The organism is uncultured Sphaerochaeta sp., from assembly GCF_963676625.2.
Classification (GTDB): domain Bacteria; phylum Spirochaetota; class Spirochaetia; order Sphaerochaetales; family Sphaerochaetaceae; genus Sphaerochaeta.
In genome coordinates, this window is the sequence record NZ_CAXXYB010000001.1 from 142,255 (window position 1) to 162,835 (window position 20,581).

Here is a 20,581-nt window from a genome sequence, read left to right on the forward strand (position 1 = left end):
TGTAATGGTTCTACCATACCACAAATCTGTCATTTTTGTGATTTCAAACGAAAATCAAGGAAAAATAATTACTCTCGATTATAAATTATAAAGCCAAATGATTTCGGATATACATAATTTAAAAGAAATCAATTAGGGAAAAACTCAATAAATATATTTTTTTTACGGTAAGTTAACTTTAAGACCAGATTCTTCACTTATTATGGAGTTGTTTGCCTCAAATTTTCCTTCATATCAATCAATTGACAATTGCTTATACGTATGCTACCGTCAAATTGCTTTAATTTTTTGAGTTGCAGCTAGTCCGTTACCCTATCTCATGAATGTACGTATTCGTTACTGAATCCCTTTCGCAGACAGGTTAAAATGTTCAAGACTGCGCCAAATAAGGCAATAATTTTTTGTACAGGCAAAATAGCCTGTGAAGGATGCTTTTAATGGCAAAGAAAATCTATGTTGGTAACATGAGTTACAACACCTCCGAAGAAGAACTTCGGGACCTGTTCGCACAGTACGGTACCGTACTTAGTGCAAATATCATCATTGACCGCGAGACCCGTCGCCCCAAGGGGTTCGGTTTCGTAGAAATGGAAGAGGATTCCGCAGCTGAAGCTGCTATTTCCCAGCTTGATGGCAAGGATCTGGATGGCCGTAACCTTCGTGTCAACGAAGCAATTGCAAAGCCCCGTCCTTCATACAACAACAACCGTTACTAGTTCTCGGTTGGAGTACGATCGGAAATCCATGATTCAGTAACGTAGCGGAGCCAGCAATGGCTCCGTTTATGTTTTTTTCAGTCAAGAACGCTTTTTTGCTTCCTCAAAGAAAGGTTGTGCAACACGGAAAAACTCTTCTCGAAGCCAAGTAAGAGAAACATCTCTCAGTTCATGATCACGAACCAACCACCTTCCATTCACAAATACATGTTGTACGTTCTGCACCCCACTGCTATAGACGATTACCGAATACGGATCGAAACAAGGAATCATGTTGGGACTTTCCAACTCCAAGACCAAAATATCGGCCTTTTTTCCGACAACGAGACTCCCTATGTTCTTCTCGGCATGCAGAACTTTGGCTGCTTCACTCGTACAGAGTGGCACCACTGAACTTGCAGGAATTGCAGTTCTGTCCTTCAAGACATTCTTATGCAAAATAGCATACAATTTCATCTGGGTAAAAACCTCAAGGGTATTGCCACTAGCAGGTCCATCAGTCCCCAACCCTACAAGAACTCCTTCTTGTCGCATTCGAGGACACCTGGCGATTCCTTTTGCACTCTTGAGATTTGCACCAGGACAGTGAATTACTTTGGTTCCATTCTTTGCCAAAAGAGCAATATCCTCATCACTTGTATGAATGCAATGGGCAGCAAGTAAGGAACTGTCCAGCAAATGTTCTTTTTCCAGAAAACCAATTGGAGAAAGTCCGTATTCCTTTGCATATTTTTCCATTTCAAAATCCATTTCGGAGAGATGCATTGTCCATAGGAGCCCATACTCATGGGCAAGCGCTTGAGCTTCCTTCAGGACCGAAAGGGAATTGCTATAGGGAGCATGCGGAGCAATAATCGGAGTAATAAGAGGATCGTCACAATACTGTTCAATCAAGCGAACAGCCTTCTTTAACCCTTCCCTACCGTTTCGGGCGTCACAGTGAGGATCTTCCATCAAGGTCTCACCTGCCCAGAGTCGAAACCCCATCTCCTTGGCAACTTTGGCAACAGCATCTTCGAAATAGTACATATCAACTGCACTTCCGATACCGGCAAGGAGCATTTCAGCAATGGCCAACCGAGAGGAGGCAACGGCCAGTTCCTCATTCATGCAAGCATTTTCCAAAGGTAGCAAAAAACGCCTCAATCGATCGGGGCTGTCATCTCCCAAGGAACGAAAAGCTATCATTCCCATATGAGTATGGGCATTGATGAAGGTAGGCAGGATTAACGCATCGGCAAGGTCCACCACCTCATCACAGGTGGCAAGCAACGAAGAAGGTAGTTCTGCATCCTTACCCACATAGACAAGTGTATCGCCATCAAAGGCCAAGGCTCCATTCTCAATGACTGTCATCGACTCGTCCATCGTAAGGATTGTGGCATGACGCAATACATATTTCATGAGATTTTTCCTTCTTCATTCCAGTAGGTTCGCCAGTCGAGAATACGTTTTTGCAGCACATCGACCAAACCCTTGTCACTGATTTTCAACTCAGGGGATACCGGCAGAGCCAAGACCGCAAAATTCATGACCTCTTCCTTGGCTTCATAGCCATGAAGTTGAAGCCATTTTCTTACTCCCTCGATACGTTTCGCCAACTTGGGCATAGGTTCAAGCGAGACAATTCCCCCATAGGCAAGGGGAACAAATGATTCTTTCTTCTCATCGACCAAGGCAATCCCTCCCTGATTCTCGATGACCAGGTTCACGGCCCTGACAGCCAGTTCGACGCTCGTAGCAAGGACCAGGAGATTGTGACTGTCATGTGCCCAGGAACTGCAGATGGCTCCACTCTTTTTCAATCCATTCTTCAGGAATGCCGGTTTTATCGGGGATTCCTTTCCATAACGTTCCACGCAGGCAATGACATTCAAGCCTGAGGCGAAAAAATCGAAGGCATTGTCTTGTACCATGACAGACTGCCTTCCTTTTCTGGTGAAGGTCGTAGCACTGTCCTTCTCTATGATGAGAATATCATGTTTTCCATCAGGACAGGACAAATCAAAATCTTTTGTCCCTATCTTTTGTCTTTTTATGGAATGAAGGTATTTTTCCGGCAAGAGAGGAAGCTTCATAGGTGTCACCAGACCATTGGACGAATCATAGATCATGACCCCATTCTTGAAAATTGCCTTGATATGAAGGGTTTCCAAGTCGTCAATCACCAATAAATCGGCAATCTTGCCTGGGGCTATCTGCCCACGATCGAACAGACGCATTCGCATTGCAGGAGAATAGGTTGATGCATAGATGGCCTCTGTTATGGACATTCCGTATGAAATGGCTTGTTTAACCACCGCATCCAGATGTCCCTTTGCTTGCAACACATCTGGCATTACATCATCGGTACAAAAACAAAACTTGCCTGCAAGATACTCATCGCAGAGAGCTTCGACCGTCTCTTTCTTGACACTCTTTTGCTGGATTTCCAGAAACATTCCCGCCGAGATTTTTTCCCTGATCGATTCAGGAGTTTGTTCGGTATGGTCGGAATCGACCCCACCTGCAATGAATCTGCTCAGCTGTTCTCCACTTATTTTCGGGCAATGACCCTCAATGGGAAAACCTGGTTTGCAAGCTTTAAAAGTCTCAATGATACGTTTGGTTCTGTTGGGCGACTCGGAAAACAAGTCATTCGCGTTCATGATTTCCCCAAGGGCAATCACATCGTCTCGTTTGCATAGTTGAATGACTTGTTCAGAGTCAATGAATCCTCCGCTGGTTTCAAGCTCAGCAGAGGTTGCAGGAACACTGCTAGGAATTGCATAGAATACATCCAGAACGGATGGAAGGTCCATAAAAGCCTGGAGACCTTCCACTCCGAAGACATTGGCAACCTCATGGCAATCGGCAACGATGGTTGTCGTGCCATGGGGCAATGCCGCATTCGAGAATTCCGATACAGTTGTCATGGAAGACTCGATATGCATGTGAATATCAATGAACCCCGGAATTATTGCATAGGCACCCGTGCCCTCTTCTTCAAATTGTCGTTCGACATGAGTGATGGTCTTGTCGAACTCAAGGGAACCGAAATCGAAGGCTCGGTAGGCCGTATTGTAAATCCAGACATTCTTGAGCGTTGTCATCCCTAGTTGTTCATCAACCGGTTGAACTGATCCACCCAGTCAGCCATCAAAGGATTCACGAACGAGAAATCAACCATCTTGGCCTTGGCAGCCACTTCACCGACAGTCTTGTTTGCGGCAAGTTCAGGGGTAAGGACAACCTTGCTGTTGACCGGTGCCTCATTGAGTGCCTTTGCTGTGCGCAGTTCAGTTTCAGCATTGAGCCTGTAATTGATATAGGCAAGGGCAAGGTCCTTGTTCTTGGAATTCTTGCTGATGTTGATAACATTGAAGTTTGCATAGGTACCGGAAGAAGGAACCATGTACACAGCTTCAGGGTCGGCTTTTGCAATTACAGGAACACCGTAATCCCCTACAACTGCAACGGCAATCTCCCCATTCTTGAAAAGACTTGCAACATCGCTGGTCTTGGCATAGGTGCGCAGTACATTGGGTTTGAGTTCCGCAAGGGCCTTGAAAGCAGTTTTTCCGTTATCCGTGGAAAAATCGACACCCTTTACGTCACTGGCCATGGCAAGCAGAGCTGGTCCGAAAGTCGTAGTGACAGCAGGAATGGAAATCTTTCCCTTCAAGGCTGGATTCCAGAGATCTTCCCAGGACTTAATCTCCATACCAGCAGCCTTGGGATTGTAAATAATACCGATGCTGTTAAGGGTATAGGGAGCTCCACTGCCTGATTTGATCATTGCCTGAGCCCCAGAGATCAAATCATTGTAGGAAGTGATGTCGCTCGTGGCAATCGGTGCAAACAGACCGGCAGTTACACCGTCAGCAGTATTCTTCTGTGCCAATTCGATTACATCTACCTTTGAATTCGGGTCACTCAAAAGCTTGGTATAACGTTCCTGGGCATTGCCGGTATCAAGGACAACCTTGGCGTTATACTGTTTTTCAAACGGTTCATAGACCTCGGCCCATAGGGAATCTTCCGAGAGCCCCCAGGTAGAAATGATCAGTTCACGAGGTGCGCTCGTGGCTTCCTTTGCACCCTGGGCACTAATTTGAGCCACGGGGAACAACAGAACCAAAAGGGCTGTTACCAAAGTTGCAGCATGTAGTTTTCTCATAGTCCTCTCCATTTTCTCTGCCCTTAGGCAGGAATATCACGTACCTGGAAGTATCAAGAAGGCTCCAGGACTCAGCGCTTCAGAAATACCAGCTTACCCTTGGGGAACCTAACGGATACCGAAGTCCCTACGGTATAAGCAGGTTCAATGCTACTGGACACGACGACCATGCCAATTGAAGTCTTTACCTCATATTGGTAGCCCTTTCCCAGATAGGTACGAACCTCGATTGTTCCCTCCAAGGAATCTGGAAGGTCAGGAGCCTCCATCAAGATGTCCTCTGGTCTGATGCAAAAAAGTTTGGCATCATTATGTTCTTTTGGAATCTGGATTACCGCTTCCTTCGCATTCTCAAGGGAAAATAAGTTCTTGAATCCTACAAACCGGGCTATCATCTCGGTGGCGGGGTTGGTATAGATGTTCTCAGGGCTATCGCACTGCTCGATCTTTCCTTTTTGCATGATGGCAACTCGATCCGAGATCGAGAAACACTCTTCCTGATCATGCGTGACGAATATGGTAGTAATTCCCAACTCTTGTTGGATTCGCTTGATGGAGGAACGCATCTGAAGCCTAAGCTGTGCATCCAGATTGGAAAGGGGTTCATCAAGCAACAACAATTTCGGCTCAATGACCAAGGCCCGGGCCAAGGCAACTCTCTGTCTTTGTCCCCCTGAAAGTTGCTTGGGGAACCTACCTTCAAGGCCAGTAATTCCACAGATATCCACCATCTTGGAAACCTGTAAATCAATCAACTCAGAAGAAAGCTTCCGTAGTTTCAACCCGAAGGCAATGTTGTCAAATACAGTCAGATGGGGGAAAAGAGCATAACTTTGGAAGACAATCCCGAAATCCCGCTTATGTACGGGAACATGGGTCATCTCCTTGCCATCAAGAACGAAGGTACCACCAGTTGCCTCTATAAGCCCTGCAATCACCCGCAGAGTGGTTGTCTTGCCGCACCCAGAAGGCCCAAGCAAGGATAGTAACTCCCCTTCATGGATATCGAGGTTCAAATCTTCCAGAATCAAGTTCTTTTTGTCATAGGAGACATCAATATGCCTCAACTCACCAAACCCCATACTATCCTCCCTGATATTCAGGCAACCTACCTATTCACCCTGGGCAAGTTTACTCTTCGTTCGTTGTCCACTCATTGACCTATCCATGATAATCATGAAAAGCAAAGTCATCATCATAAGCATTACGGACAGGGCACTTACCGTAGGATCATAATTATATTCGATATAGTTCATCATCGAGTAAGGCAAGGTATCCATTCCGGGTCCCTTCAGATACATGGAGACCGGGATATTATTGAATGAATTGATGAATGAAAGCATAAAAGCAGAAAGAATTGCCGGTTTCAGATTGGGAAGAACTACTTTCAGAAAAGCTTTTATAGGAGTGCATCCCAACGACCTTGCAGCCTCTTCCATGCTTTCATCCACATCCTTGAGACTTGCACTGATTATTCTTACACAATAAGGCATGACTACCAGCAAATGCCCGAGAATCAAGGCAATATTCAAGGGGATCGCAAGGATTACTACCAAGAAACGGAACAATACATACCCAATGACAATACCGGGGATCAAGGAAGGAGAAAGAAATATAGTAAGCAAGAAATTGCTCACCTTTCCAGGTCGCTTGATCAAAGCCACGGAACTTATCAAGCCAAAGATAATGCCGATAACCGAGGCCAATATGGCCAGAATCAAACTATTCTTGAAACTACCTACCAAGGATCTTGAATGAAACACTTTGACAAACCATTGCAAGCTAAACCCTTGCAAGGGAATCGTAATTGAATCGGCACTATTGAAGGAGGTAATCACAATCAAAAGGAGAGGAAGAAAAATGAAAGCAAAGACCAGATAAGCTATCACGGTAAGAAAACGGTGCTTATACATTGTTTTCTCCTCGTTTATCAAGCTTGGAAGCAACGATATTGAACAATTTCATCACTCCCAGACTTACCAAGATCATAATAAAGGCAATGACTGCCGAATTGGTCCAATTGGACAAAGTATTGGATTGTTGGAACAACAAGGTAGCCAACATCATATTCTGATTACCACCCAATAAGGTCGGTGTGGTATAGGCACTTATCGTACCGGCGAATACCATGACTCCGGCAACCAATACCCCTGAAAAAGAAAGAGGGATGATTACCTTGAAAAAGGTTGCGATAGGAGGTGCCCCAAGGCTATAGGAAGCCTCAACGACATCATCCCCGATATTCTCCATCACCGAAGCCAGTGTCGAGATCATGACAGGTAAAAACAGATATACAGAACCAATCACAATGGCAAAATCGGTATACAGCAATTTCAATGGGGAATCGATGAGTCCCAGGGCAAGCAGAAATTTGTTTATCATTCCATTTTTTCCTAGGATGCTAATCCAGGCAAAACCTCTTACCACGGCGTTGGTCAATAGGGGAAACAAAACCAAGGATAGCAAAACTCTACGCTTATTTTCTTTCATAAGACTGATGTAATAGGAAGTAGGTAATCCCACTCCTATACAAATGATAGTAGTTATAAGGGAAAGACGCAGCGAGCGAAAGAAAATGCCCCTGGAAAAAGAATCTGTAAAAAATTTCGTATAATAGGAAACACTGAAACCAGGAATAAAAAAACTGGGAACAATGGTAAAGAGAAGAGGAACAAGCAGGCATACGACTGCAAGCAAAACAAAGGGTGCAACGGAAATAAGAAAACTGCTTTTCTTCATCAAGTTAATCTCCGAATGATCCATCCATACTTTTCATCATGTTTACAACGGAAAACAAGAAACCACGCACTATAATGTTAGCAAAAAAAATAAAATTTGTATAAAAGCTTACTCTTGGTTAGAAAGGTATATCCAAAAAATTCAATGAGTGTCAACTGTTCCTGACAAAAACAGAAAAAGTGTGGCTATAAGTACAGCAGTTCTCGAATAGTATCAAAGAATTAAAAACTAAGTGCATGATCTTTTCTAATTTTGCTCTCACTGACATTCTTTCTCTTTTAAATTTGAAAACTTAATAAACCAATCTTCAAATAAAAACAAGGAAAATTTTGTTGAACATCTGAAAAAACCTTCCCGATCAAGAGAAGGTTTCGCCTGCGCATCACTCATTCCTTCCTGTTTCACTGCACAGCCAAATTAGAGTCTTGAGGTGTAATGGAAACGATGACCGTATCGGAATAGGTCCCAGCGGGGAGTTTCTGGGACTCTGACAAATTAACAGGAGCAGCAGTAATTGCCTTGGTTACGGTAGAATCTGCAGATAGGCCATCCCAGAGTATAGGTATTGAATTCGTGACTTCCCCACCATCAAGATACAAGGAAAAAGGGATGGAATAAGCCTCAGTTTCATCCTTTAGAAGGAAATTGTTCCCTGTTCCTCCATTTCCATCTTGAAATGTGAGGGTCACTCCATAGGTCCTTGAGCTGGGAGTCCCTTCCAGCTCAAGACTGGCAGTTCCGACTTTTCGTGGCCAGGGAGTGGTAATATCTTCAATATCCAGATTTTTTTCCGTATCCCCTTGAATGATGGAAAAAAGTGCATTGATACGTACATCGGGTCTCTCACGGTTAATATAATAATTGGAACCTACATTATAGTCGACAGAGAAAAACGGAAGGGGATTTGTTGCACCATTGACAGCTATCTGGGTTTGATTGCTTCCATCCTGATCCCACCACCATTGCCAATAAGTCGGTAAATTATTGGTATATAGACAAAAGGAACCAAGATTGTAACCATTCTTGAATTGAAATCCCACACCTTGTACACTGTACATATCTTGTATATTACGTATTCCCAGATAGAATTCAATTGTTATGGGAAACTGGGTAAATTTGTATACTTGTGGGCGGAAAGGATCATTTGTTCCCTGGTTCATTTTCTGGACAGTCGTACTTGACCCTGAGGTCACTTTTGCCAACAATTGGGAACCGAACTGCCTGGATCCATTAAGTTTTTTCGTTGATTTCAAAAAAAACTCATTTCCATTACCAAAATTCCCGGAGCGCTCCAATCGTAATCCATTGAGGGAATCACTATACCCAGCTACCCTTGAAACCACAAGAGTACCGACATGGCAAGCAATAGAGTATTCCCATGAAGATATACCAAAATCAGCTATATTATAGATTGTGGTATCAAAGTCCTCAGTATACGAAGCAGTAAAAACTTCTGAGGCAAAACTTACAGAAAAGCAAGAAAAAATTAAAATACCCAAGCAGAATTTTGCCCACAGTCTCATCTGACTCTCCTATCGTAATTCACCGATACCTGTTGGTATCTGGTTACCCCTCACAATTTCCATCAGGAGAAAGCAACCATAGGTGAAATAAACCCTTAAATTTCAAAAGGAAGTCCTACCTTCAAGAATTATCTTCGTTTATCAACAATGAAATTCTTCCAAGCTTAAGACAAGCAGAATAACCCTTTCTTTATTTAGCTTAAATCATTTTTTTAATTTGAACTACTCGATAAAGCTTTTTTTATAAATACAAATCATACTTTCTTGTTTTGTGGGTTTCCACTCAATTTCTTGATAAAAACAAATTATTCTTTCTTTCATATAATCTTACAAAATTTCACACAGAACTGCATTCATTAAAATGTTTAATTTATCAGGATATCCTTATAGTCTTTTTAAGCAGGGACTTCCTTATTTGTCCTCAAATCTTCTTTTGCAATTATCTTTGATAGGATACCAAAAGACATTATTCCAGCTATGCATTATCGATACTGAACCTGCATATTTGAGGTAAGTTGTCCTTGAATATCCTATTTTTTCTGGAAGACGACAAAAATTCCACTCCCCTATTGATTCTATTCATAGAAACATATACGATCGTTTTCAACGGAGGCTCAGATGAAACAGGGACGATTTGGCCAGTTTGGAGGCCAGTACATACCGGAAACCTTGATGAATGCCGTCATTGAACTTGAACAAGCCTATTCCCATTTCAAGGAAGACCCTCAGTTCAAGCAAGAACTTGCAACCCTCTATCGGGAGTATGCAGGAAGACCTTCCTTACTCACCTATGCCGAGAACATGACCAAGGATCTTGGAGGAGCCAAGATATATCTCAAGCGTGAGGATTTGAACCACACGGGGTCCCATAAGATCAACAATGTCCTCGGACAATGTTTGCTTGCAAAGAAAATGGGCAAGAAGCGCGTCATTGCCGAAACTGGAGCAGGGCAACACGGAGTAGCAACAGCTACGGTGGCAGCCCTGATGGGACTGGAATGTGAAGTCTTCATGGGCAAGGTTGACTGCGATAGACAAGCCCTGAATGTATATAGAATGAAACTACTCGGTGCTACGGTACATCCGGTTACCAGCGGAACCATGACACTCAAGGATGCAGTCAACGAGACTATGAAGGAATGGACCAGACGTATAGATGACACCCACTATGTACTGGGATCGGTAATGGGCCCACATCCCTTCCCCACCATGGTCAGGGATTTCCAAAAAATCATTGGCGAAGAAGTCAGGAGCCAAATACTGGCAAAGGAAGGAAAACTACCTGACGTCCTTTTGGCCTGCGTGGGAGGAGGTTCCAATGCCATGGGATTGTTCTACGATTTCATTGAGGAACCCTCTGTTCAGTTAATTGGCTGTGAAGCAGCTGGTCGGGGTGTCGATACTCTTGAAAATGCCGCAACCGTCGCTACGGGTTCGGTAGGGATCTTTCATGGAATGAAAAGTCTCTTCTGCCAGGATTCCTTCGGACAAATCGCTGAAGTCTACTCAATAAGCGCAGGCCTCGATTATCCTGGCATTGGCCCGGAACATGCCGACCTGTTTGAAAAAGGCAGAGCTTCTTATGTACCTATCACAGACGTGGAGGCCGTCGAAGCTTTCGAATATCTCTCCAAGATAGAGGGAATTATTCCTGCCATCGAAAGCGCCCATGCAGTTGCCTATGCCAAGAAACTGGCTCCTACCATGGAACAAGATGCGATTATAGTCATCAATCTCTCAGGAAGAGGCGACAAGGACGTTGCCGCAATTGCCCGTTATAAAGGAGAAACCCTCTATGAATAGAATAGATAACGCCTTTTCCCATGGAAAAGCTTTCATTCCTTTTATTACTTGCGGGGACCCTAATCTGGAGACGACCCAAAAACTCATCGTTGCCCTGGCAGAAAGTGGTGCCGACCTTATCGAACTGGGCATCCCCTTCTCTGATCCTATTGCAGAGGGGAAGGTTATCCAGGAGGCCGATGAACGAGCCCTCCGTGCCGGAACTACAACAGATAAGATTTTTTCCATGGTCGAACAGATTCGCTCCCAAATCTCAGTTCCCTTGGTGTTCATGACCTATATAAATCCAATCTTCACCTATGGCAAGGATAGATTTCTTTCACGTTGTCACCAAGTGGGTATCGACGGAATCATCGTTCCTGACATGCCCTTTGAGGAACAAGATGAACTGAAGGAATATTGTTCAAGAAATGAAGTTACACTTATCAGCATGATTGCCCCTACCAGTTGCGATCGTATCACCAAGGTAGCCAGTACGGCAGAAGGTTTTTTATATTGTGTCTCTTCCTTGGGAGTGACAGGAGAAAGGACCTCCTTGGGAGAAGCTGCAAGCAAAATGGTCTTTTCAGCAAGGAAAGCCACCGGTATCCCCTGCTGCATAGGTTTTGGAATTTCCAACGAGGAACAGGCCAGACAAATGGCTACATTTGCCGATGGAGTCATTGTTGGTTCGGCAATAGTACGACTGGTAGGCCAATATGGCCAAGACTGTGTGGAACCAGTCTCTGTTTTTATACGAAAAATGAAGACTGCCATTACCCACATGTAAGATTCAAGATATTTTCCGACCTACATCTTTTCCGGTGTTAAAGAGAAAGGAGCTTCTATGTACAGTCTTACCCTGGATCAAGCAAAAACAATTGCATCAACAAATGAAGGGGATCTCATCCCTATCACGACCGAATTATTCAGCGACCGCCATACACCGATAACGGTTCTTGAGACCCTTAAGGAAACCAGTAGTCATTGCTATCTGCTGGAAAGTGTCGATGACCGACAAAAATGGGGACGTTATTCCTTTCTGGGGTTCAATCCCAGTATGGAGATTACCTGTGTAGACCATTGCCTCACCATAACCGATGAGAGGGGAATAACTACTCTCAAGACGTCCACTCCCAGCCAAGAAATCCGTTCTATCCTCCAAAAACACAGAAGCATCATCCTGCCTTCCCTTCCTCCTTTTACCGGTGGACTTGTAGGCTATTTTTCCTATGATTATTTTAAATATAGTGAGCCCTCCCTCATTCTGGATGCTGAGGATAATGAACAATTCAAGGATGTTGACCTAATGCTTTTTGACAAGGTAATCTGTTTTGATAATTACCGTCAAAAAATCATTCTGATTGCCAATATGCAAACCAAGGATTTGGAAACCGGATACCAAAAAGCAATTTTGCAATTGGAAGCCTTGAAAAATCTCATTACCTCAAAGATGGCGACAACCCACCAGACAGGACGGTTGCTCGGTCCCATGGAAAACCTATTTGATGAAGAAACCTATTGTACAATGGTAGAAAAGGCAAAAAACCATATTTATGAAGGCGACATCTTCCAGGTGGTACTTTCCAATAGGCTCAGTGCCCCCTTCGAAGGAAGTTTGCTCGATACCTATCGATATCTTCGCACCACAAACCCCTCTCCCTATATGTTCTATTTCAGTGGATGTGACGTCGAGATCGCGGGAGCTTCCCCAGAAACCTTGGTCAACTTGCAGGAGGGAATATTGCATACCTTTCCTTTGGCGGGAACCCGTCCCAGGGGGAAAAATGAACTGGAAGATGCCCAGCTCGAAAAAGAGTTGCTTTGTGACGAAAAAGAGCTGGCCGAGCACAATATGCTTGTAGACCTGGGCAGGAATGACTTGGGCAAGATAAGCGAATTTGGCTCGGTAGTTGTTGAAAAATATCTTACCGTAGAGCATTTCAGCCATGTCATGCATATTGGTTCCACTGTAAGGGGAATGTTGAAACAGGGCAAGGATGCCTTGGATGCCATTGAAGCGATACTACCGGCCGGAACGCTCAGCGGGGCCCCTAAACTCAGGGCTTGCGAGATTATAAACACCTTGGAGAATAATAAGAGAGGTATCTATGGAGGTGCGATCGGCTATATTGCCTTTAGCGGAAACATGGATACCTGCATAGCCATTCGCATAGCTTATAAAAAAAATGGAAAAGTCTTTGTCAGAAGCGGCGCAGGTATCGTTGCCGATAGCAACCCAAAGAGTGAATATCAGGAATGCATCAATAAGGCTAAAGCGGTTACAGAAGCCATTGAAGCAGTATCGGGAGGATTGCAATGATTTTATTGATAGACAACTATGACAGTTTTTCCTATAACCTGTTCCAACTGGTTGGTTCCATGAATCCCGATATCAGGGTAATACGCAATGATGAATTATCTGTTTTACAGATACAGGACTTGCAACCTGAGCGAATCATCATATCTCCGGGCCCCGGAAAATGTGAGGATGCAGGAGTCTGCATTGAGACGATTCAAAAATTGGGACCCACGATTCCCATATTGGGAGTATGTCTTGGACACCAGGCCATTTGTGTCGCCTACGGGGCAACGGTATCACATGCAAGACACCTGATGCATGGAAAGCAATCGAAGTTGCATATCGAAAGAACCTGTCCACTTTTCGAGGGCCTGGAGGATACGATTCTGGCAGCAAGGTATCATTCGCTGGCTGCCATCGACGACACCATGCCATCCTCTTTGATAATTACCAGTACTAGTGATGATGGTCAGATAATGGCTGTACAACATGTAGAATACCCGGTATACGGAGTGCAATTTCATCCAGAATCCATTATGACCCCCCAAGGGAACAAGATACTTGCCAATTTTTTACGAATCGGAGGGATACAATGATCAAGGAAGCTATCAAGGAATTAAGTCTGGGACATGACCTGCCCTACAAAGAAGCAAAAGACGTGATGAACGAAATCATGGACGGAAAAGCAACACCAGTACAGATGAGCAGTTTTCTGACTGCCCTTTCTCTCAAGGGCGAGACAATTGAGGAAATAACAGGAAGCGCCGAGGGCATGCGCCAGCACTGCATTCGGTTGCTCCACAATCTCTCTGTTCTGGAAATCGTGGGTACTGGCGGAGATAAATCGAATTCCTTCAATATTTCCACTACCAGCAGCATAGTCATCAGTTCCTGTGGAGTACCCATTGCAAAACACGGAAACAGGGCTGCCTCCTCAAAATGTGGTTCGGCCGATGTACTGGAAGCCCTGGGAGTAAATATTGGAGTCAGTGCCGCTAAAAGCAAGGAACTGCTCAACACCATCGGCATCTGTTTCTTGTTTGCCCAGAACTATCATATAGCCATGAAATATGTGGCCCCCATTCGAAGGGAACTGGGAATCAGGACGGTGTTCAACATACTTGGGCCCTTGGCAAATCCTGCAGGGGCAACCATGCAACTCATGGGGGTCTTTGACGAAAATCTTGTACAACCACTTGCCCAGGTTATGGCAAATCTTGGGGTTACCGACGGAATGGTGGTATATGGGCAGGATGGACTGGATGAAATAAGCATGTGCGGCCCCACTACGATTTGCGAGGTGCGAAATCATGCCTTTACAAATTACGAAATCACCCCTGAACAATTCGGCATGGTACGTTGCAACAAAGCAGATCTTCTGGGTGGAGATGCCTTTGAAAACGCAACTATTACCAGGAATATACTGAACGGTGAGCTCCAAGGACCCAAACGAGATGTAGTATTACTCAATTCTGCCTGTGCGCTGTATATCGCCAAGAAGGTGGCTTCCATTGAAGAAGGCCTTGTTTTGGCAACCCAAGCAATAGATAGCGGAAAGGCAAAAGAAAAACTTGAAGCCTTCATCCGTCTTTCCAACGAGGTGTAAGGTGAATATTCTCCAGGAATTGGCAGAGGCAACAGAAGTAAGGTACCAGCAAAGAGAAAAGGACATCCCCCTGGAGAATATAAAGGAACAGGCAAGGGTTTTCTCATCGCCCTTGGAAGCCTTTGCCTTTCGAAAGGCCCTGCAAAAAAAAGGACTCTCCCTTATTTGCGAGGTCAAGAAAGCCTCTCCGTCCAAAGGGGCCATTGCCGAGTATTTTCCCTATCTCGAGATTGCAAGGGAATATGAAGAAGGAGGGGCCGATGCCATCAGTGTACTGACCGAACCTTCAAGATTCTTGGGATGTGATGAACATCTTTCGACTATAGCAACAAAGGTTTCCGTCCCAGTGCTCAGAAAAGACTTCACGGTGAAGCCTTACCAACTCTATGAGGCAAAGCTTCTGGGTGCTTCGGCAATTCTTCTTATCTGTGCCCTTCTTTCAGATTGGCAAATTGCCAATTATCTTGCCCTTTGCAATGAGTTGCAACTGGATGCCTTGGTGGAAGTCCATGACCAATATGAAGTCAAACGGGCATTGGCCTTGGGTTCCTCGATCATCGGAGTAAACAATAGGAATCTGAAAACTTTTCAGGTCGATATCGAAACAAGTATACGACTACGGGATTTGGTTCCTCCCTCCGTTGTGTTTATCAGCGAAAGCGGAATACGAAACAAGGAAGATACGGCAATCCTTCGCCAACATGGAGTCGATGCCGTCTTGATTGGAGAGACCTTGATGCGAGCAAAAGACAAGCGAGCCCTGATACAGGAATTCAAGGGATGACAAAAATCAAAGTATGTGGTCTGATGGACCTTCAGGACATTGACTATGCGAACGAAGCCATGCCAGATTATGTAGGATTTGTCTTTGCACCGAGCAAACGAAGGATATCATCTGAATTGGCTTGGGAAATGAACAAAGAGCTCAACCCCAAAATTCGTTCTGTCGGAGTTTTTGTCAATGAAACGATAGAGACAATCGTACGTATCGTTCAGGAAGGTATCATTTCCTTAGTACAGCTTCATGGAGATGAGGACGCTCGATATATTCAGGAATTGAGGAAACAAATCCAAGCACCCATCATCAAAGCCATCAACATGCAAGAAACGGGTCAATATTCTCTGCTTACAAACTTTGATACAGACTACCTTCTCCTTGACACAGGCAAAGGGGGCACAGGACAGACCTTCGATTGGAAGCTTACAAAACACTGCCCTACACCCTTTTTTTTAGCAGGGGGCTTGAACCCAAGCAACCTTGGAGAAGCAATAAGGGCAACCGACCCCTTTGGTGTTGATCTAAGTAGCGGTTTGGAAAAGGATGGACGCAAAGACCTGTCTCTCATGAAAGAGGCTGTCAGCATAGCCCATGCTAGGAACTATACATAAAGCATAAGGGATATAGGTATCTAGAAAGACAATTGCATGAAATCTTCTGCCGGAACAGCTTTGGAATAAAGGAACCCTTGATACTGGGCACAGCCAACGGATTTGAGGAATTGCAGCTGTTCTTCTGTCTCCACACCTTCTGCAAGTACAGGAATCCTCAGTTCTTCAGCCATACGAATAATAGTCTTGATGATGGTAACAGCTTCGGCTTCTCGGTAATTCATGATATAGGCACGATCAATCTTTATCTTATCCATCGATAACTCCAAAAGATAGACCAAGGAAGAAAATCCTGTACCAAAATCGTCAATCGCAATCGAAAGTCCCATTTGCTGAAGCTTATCGATTACTTGCCCAGCTTTCTTGAAGTTTTCTATGGATGATCGTTCGGTAAGTTCCACAGATAGCAAGGAAGCGGGAACTTGCATTCTTTCCAGTTCATTTCCAATTAAATCGATGATAGAGGGGTTGGATAGTTCCTCTGCCGTAAGATTTATTGCCAGCCTAAAGGATGTATCCAATTGCTGCAATTTACTTCCATAGTCAGAGAGAAATTGAACAGCTTCCTTGATTACAAACTTCCCGACCATGGCGACGAGACCGTTTTCTTCCAATATGGGAATGAATTCACCAGGTGAGACAGAACCCAATTGAGGGCTATTCCAACGGATAAGAGCTTCTGCTCCAATAATCTTGTTTGTGGAAATCTCGATTTGAGGCTGAAAGTACAATTGTAGTTCCTTATTCGCAAAGGCAGCAGAAATGGACCCCAGAATCTGATGCTTCCTTATAAACAAGGCATGCACTTCCTGATTGAAAAACTGATATTTGACAGGGCTATCATTCTTCAATAACTGTTTTGCCAAGCAAGCATTATTGAGTAGTTCCTGAGGATTGCCACCACATTGAGGATATCCTGAAACGCCACAACTTATCTGTACATCACATTGCAGGGAACCAAACGCTATCGGTTTCTCAAACGTTGACAGCATATTTTCCAGTTTTAATTCAACTTCCCGGGGAGTCTGGCAATCTGTGATAGTCAACAGATACGTATCAGGAGAATAGACGACAATAGGATCACTGTTCCCAACAAACTTTGAGAATTCTTTCAGCATGAAATTCATGAATTCATATTGTTCTCCGGGAAGATACTTTGCTTCGATATCTGGATAATTCATAATTTGCAACAAAATACAAAAAATTGGCTCTTCTCGTTTTATCTTTTCTTTCAAGAAGAAAATAGGTTGTGAATAAATTTCATTCTCGGGTAAGGTAAAATCAATTTTCTCGCAATAATTCTGCCGAACCTGGGTATAGAAGCCCACGTAGAATTCAGGAGTCTTTTTATTTCCCTTAACTTCCGAAACGACCAAATTGGTCAAAAAATAGTTGCCCTCACGATTTTTGTCCCAAATCGCTCTCTTTTTCGTGAAGTAAGAGAGCCCGGTAAAATTCTTTTTATTAGCCAAAAAAGTTTCAAAGGAAAATATCTTGGGCGTCTTCCCTATGAGTTCGTCCTGGGTATACCCAACCAAGTGCTCAAAGGCCTTATTGCAAAAGGTAATTCTTTGATCCTTATCGGTAACAATAATTCCATCATGGGCAAAATTTGAAACGATGGAACTTATCATCAATTGCAATCTATCATTTTTTCGTTGGGAAAAAAAATATAAATAGAGCACGCCGAGGATAAAGATAAGTGCTACAGCAATCCATTCAATCTGGGGATTGGTCAACAAGTAATTGCTGTCCAGGATGGGAATCAGGGTTTTGTCAAAATAGCTTACCACGGTCCAAAACCGATCTCCACCTGGATACCAGGGGATGGAGGAATCCAAAACAGGTGTAACAGTATGGAAGGCATATCGAAGATTTCCCACTTCAAGAGCCCCTTCGCTTACTGAGGCAAGGGCATTCTTGAAGGCAGGCTCCATAAGAAAAAGATTATTCTCTTTATCGATTTTATAATGGAAGCCAAATATATACTCCTTGTCTTTAACCATCCAGGAACCACTGGAGTCAATCAGGCCAAGGGAAAGATTTTTCAAGAGTGAAGTTTGGTAATCGGGGAAAAAAGAAAGCAGATGATATCCATCAAAATTTATAAGGACAGTCCCAATGAATTCTTCTCCCTTGTATACAGGATAACCGAGGCGAAGAATGGGCTCATACGGTTCAACAATCGTATCTTTCTCGACTGCAAGATCCATGTTTGATATATAGAGCTCATGGGGAGCCAATGTCTTGATAATTGGGAAATATACACTCGCACGCTTATCCTGCAACTCAGTCTTCGGTACAGCCAATACAAGGTTCCCCTCTCGGTTCACGCGAATTGTTTCTTTGCCCTCTTTATCCAAAAAACGAATCTGCTTGATATCATCTTTCATTGAGCCTATCCGTAAAAATAATTGTTCTACATTCTCCCTGTTGGCTTCGCTTGAATCTTGGATATAGGAAGAGAATTCAGCTGAATTGAACACAACCTGTAAATCTGATATGTAGTGCGCAAAATTTTGTTCCAGAAGATTGGCAACAAGATAAATGCCTTTTTCCTGTTCGGAGACAATCCGTGAATAAGCCTCTCGCTCGACGGAGTTGGCATAGATTGTATAGGCAAAGATAAAAAAGAACTCCAAGGGAATGATAAAAAAAACCAAACCCAACAAAATTCTCTTGAGGTCCTTTAGTTTTATTTGCATGGAAGGCTGATATCCCCCTTGTCTTTTGTACTCCATCTATTGGCGAAAACTATTGGTATAACAAACTCCCCTATATATAATTCTTTGATGATAATCATCTCATTGTCAAGATTAAGAGTTTAATAAACTTTTCTTGTATATGGTTACCCAAGGGTTAATCAAAGGATTTTCAAGGATCTATCACAATATATAATAAGTACATACCCTTGATTCAAATGCCAACAAGCCTTAAGTTTTAGTCATTTCTTTTTTGGTTTGGTTACCAAGGAAATCAACCAGCCAACACTCAAACCTACTAGCAAAGGCACAACCCATCCCATCCCCAAGCTAAAAAAAGGAACATAGGTGTGAAAGAAAGACAAAGCACCTTGCACTATAGGTATTTGACCAAAGGTAGCAGGCAATGCCTGCAGGAAGGCTCCGATACTTACCAAAAAAACACATCCGGTCGTCAGGACATATACACATTGTCGATTGTGAAACAAGGGAGAAAGCAGTCCCAGGATTATCAAGGAAATAGCCAAGGGATAGAGAAACATAAGAACAGGAATGGAAAGGGAAATTATTTCGGTAAGTCCTACATTTGCAATCAAGGCAGAAACAACGGTGAATATGATTACATATCCTTTATATCCGAGCAACTTGGGAAATATAGTCTTGAAGGTTTCTGCACATGCAGTAATCAAGCCAATGGCTGTCTTCAAACAGGCAAAGGTTACGATCAAAGCCAACAGGAGGCTTCCCCAAGAGCCAAAGTAATACTTGGCTACTTGAGATAGTGCAATGCCACCATTGGAGGAAAGGGAAAATTGCGCAAGGCTGGTAGAGCCGATATAGGCAAGACAGGCATAGATACAGCCCATCAGGACTATACTCACGGCCCCTGCCTTGATGGTTCCCAAGGCAAGCCCTCTTGAACTGGTTACTCCGAGGTTCTTCAAGGCTTGGACCACAATTATTCCAAAGGCCAGGGAGGCCAAGGCATCCATCGTATTATAGCCTTCCAGAAATCCCTTGAAAAAGGGAGTCGTTGTATATGAGGACTGAACTTCGGCGCCTGAAGCAATTCCCATAGGATGCACGAAACTGGCAATGACAAGAAAGGCAAGGAAGAGCAAAAAGAGAGGGTTGAGAATCTTTCCAACCCAATCGAGGATATGGCTGGGGCGAAGAGAGAAAAACAAGGCTGCCAAGAAAAATAAAAGAGTAAAGATAAGAAGTCCCAATGTTCTGTAGGATTCAGGTATAACAGGGGAAAAACCTATTTCATAGGATACCGTGCAGGTTCTGGGAAGAGCAAAGAAAGGCCCAATGGTTAAATACAACAAGAGGGTCATACCATACCCATAGATCGCATGTACCCTACTGGAGAGTTCAAAGAGACCAGAGCTTTGCGAGACTCCTATGGCTACGACACCCAGAAAAGGGAGCCCTATGGCAGTAATAAGGAAACCCAAGGTGGCAATAAAAACAGAAGATCCTGCCTCTTGTCCCATGTGTACAGGAAATATCAAATTCCCGGCACCAAAGAATAAACCAAAAAGCAAAGATCCTACCAACACATAGGAAGAAAGAGAAAGCTTCTTTTCCATATAAACCACTCCCTTACAACGTAAGCAACCAGTCTTTCCTACATCTAAGCACAGCAAAATGCAAGTGA

Annotated in this window: 17 protein-coding genes; 8 read left to right on the forward strand and 9 right to left on the reverse strand. The window is 43.7% G+C overall.

From position 1 onward, the window contains the following. Positions 1–437: 437 nt before the first annotated feature. Positions 438–716, forward strand: coding sequence for an RNA-binding protein (locus tag ACHZBG_RS00690; protein WP_320127509.1), 279 nt, complete (start codon positions 438–440; stop codon positions 714–716). A gap of 81 nt (positions 717–797) precedes the next feature. Here the strand turns inward: ACHZBG_RS00690 and ACHZBG_RS00695 are convergent, their stop codons facing one another. The 7 genes from ACHZBG_RS00695 to ACHZBG_RS00725 all read right to left on the reverse strand — a co-directional run bounded on the left by ACHZBG_RS00695 (position 798) and on the right by ACHZBG_RS00725 (position 9,137). After that, complete coding sequence (locus tag ACHZBG_RS00695) at positions 798–2,120, reverse strand: amidohydrolase (RefSeq protein ID WP_320127510.1); 1,323 nt, start codon at positions 2,118–2,120, stop codon at positions 798–800. Beyond that, positions 2,117–3,808 carry an adenine deaminase C-terminal domain-containing protein gene (locus ACHZBG_RS00700; RefSeq protein ID WP_320127511.1) on the reverse strand — a complete coding sequence of 564 codons (1,692 nt, stop codon included), beginning with the start codon at positions 3,806–3,808 and terminating at the stop codon, positions 2,117–2,119. Before ACHZBG_RS00700 ends, ACHZBG_RS00695 begins: the two co-directional genes overlap by 4 nt. 2 nt (positions 3,809–3,810) lie before the next feature. Then, complete coding sequence (locus ACHZBG_RS00705; RefSeq protein WP_320127512.1) at positions 3,811–4,875, reverse strand: ABC transporter substrate-binding protein; 1,065 nt, start codon at positions 4,873–4,875, stop codon at positions 3,811–3,813. 71 nt (positions 4,876–4,946) lie between these two features. Then, entirely contained in the window at positions 4,947–5,957 is a 1,011-nt protein-coding gene (locus ACHZBG_RS00710; protein ID WP_320127513.1) for an ABC transporter ATP-binding protein, read from the reverse strand. 30 nt (positions 5,958–5,987) lie between these two features. Further along, entirely contained in the window at positions 5,988–6,788 is an 801-nt protein-coding gene (locus ACHZBG_RS00715) for an ABC transporter permease (protein ID WP_320127514.1), read from the reverse strand. After that, positions 6,781–7,614, reverse strand: a complete 834-nt coding sequence (locus ACHZBG_RS00720) for an ABC transporter permease (RefSeq protein ID WP_320127515.1) — start codon at positions 7,612–7,614, stop codon at positions 6,781–6,783. Before ACHZBG_RS00720 ends, ACHZBG_RS00715 begins: the two co-directional genes overlap by 8 nt. A 401-nt stretch (positions 7,615–8,015) precedes the next feature. Continuing rightward, positions 8,016–9,137 carry a hypothetical protein gene (locus tag ACHZBG_RS00725; protein ID WP_320127516.1) on the reverse strand — a complete coding sequence of 374 codons (1,122 nt, stop codon included), beginning with the start codon at positions 9,135–9,137 and terminating at the stop codon, positions 8,016–8,018. 618 nt (positions 9,138–9,755) lie between these two features. On the opposite strand from ACHZBG_RS00725, the gene trpB reads away from it, so the two are divergent. From trpB to ACHZBG_RS00760, 7 genes are read left to right on the forward strand one after another with little or no spacing between them, the layout of a single operon-like run. Further along, positions 9,756–10,940, forward strand: a complete 1,185-nt coding sequence (trpB, locus tag ACHZBG_RS00730) for a tryptophan synthase subunit beta (RefSeq protein WP_320127517.1) — start codon at positions 9,756–9,758, stop codon at positions 10,938–10,940. Continuing rightward, positions 10,933–11,709: a tryptophan synthase subunit alpha gene (gene trpA / locus ACHZBG_RS00735; RefSeq protein WP_320127518.1), complete on the forward strand. Its 777-nt coding sequence runs from the start codon at positions 10,933–10,935 to the stop codon at positions 11,707–11,709. The genes trpB and trpA overlap by 8 nt, the downstream gene beginning before the upstream one ends. A 57-nt stretch (positions 11,710–11,766) precedes the next feature. Beyond that, positions 11,767–13,242 carry an anthranilate synthase component I gene (trpE, locus tag ACHZBG_RS00740; protein WP_320127519.1) on the forward strand — a complete coding sequence of 492 codons (1,476 nt, stop codon included), beginning with the start codon at positions 11,767–11,769 and terminating at the stop codon, positions 13,240–13,242. Then, a complete protein-coding gene (locus ACHZBG_RS00745) occupies positions 13,239–13,817 on the forward strand; it encodes an aminodeoxychorismate/anthranilate synthase component II (protein WP_320127520.1) in 579 nt (192 codons plus the stop codon). Before trpE ends, ACHZBG_RS00745 begins: the two co-directional genes overlap by 4 nt. Then, positions 13,814–14,827, forward strand: a complete 1,014-nt coding sequence (gene trpD, locus ACHZBG_RS00750) for an anthranilate phosphoribosyltransferase (protein WP_320127521.1) — start codon at positions 13,814–13,816, stop codon at positions 14,825–14,827. Before ACHZBG_RS00745 ends, trpD begins: the two co-directional genes overlap by 4 nt. A 1-nt stretch (position 14,828) precedes the next feature. Then, positions 14,829–15,611, forward strand: a complete 783-nt coding sequence (trpC, locus tag ACHZBG_RS00755; protein WP_320127522.1) for an indole-3-glycerol phosphate synthase TrpC — start codon at positions 14,829–14,831, stop codon at positions 15,609–15,611. Continuing rightward, on the forward strand, positions 15,608–16,216 hold the full coding sequence (locus ACHZBG_RS00760; protein ID WP_320127523.1) for a phosphoribosylanthranilate isomerase: 609 nt from the start codon (positions 15,608–15,610) through the stop codon (positions 16,214–16,216). Before trpC ends, ACHZBG_RS00760 begins: the two co-directional genes overlap by 4 nt. Positions 16,217–16,236: 20 nt before the next feature. On the opposite strand, the gene ACHZBG_RS00765 is transcribed toward ACHZBG_RS00760, so the two are convergent. Next, on the reverse strand, positions 16,237–18,921 hold the full coding sequence (locus ACHZBG_RS00765) for an EAL domain-containing protein (protein WP_320127524.1): 2,685 nt from the start codon (positions 18,919–18,921) through the stop codon (positions 16,237–16,239). 239 nt (positions 18,922–19,160) lie between these two features. Next, on the reverse strand, positions 19,161–20,513 hold the full coding sequence (gene brnQ / locus ACHZBG_RS00770; RefSeq protein ID WP_320127525.1) for a branched-chain amino acid transport system II carrier protein: 1,353 nt from the start codon (positions 20,511–20,513) through the stop codon (positions 19,161–19,163). Positions 20,514–20,581 lie beyond the last annotated feature (68 nt).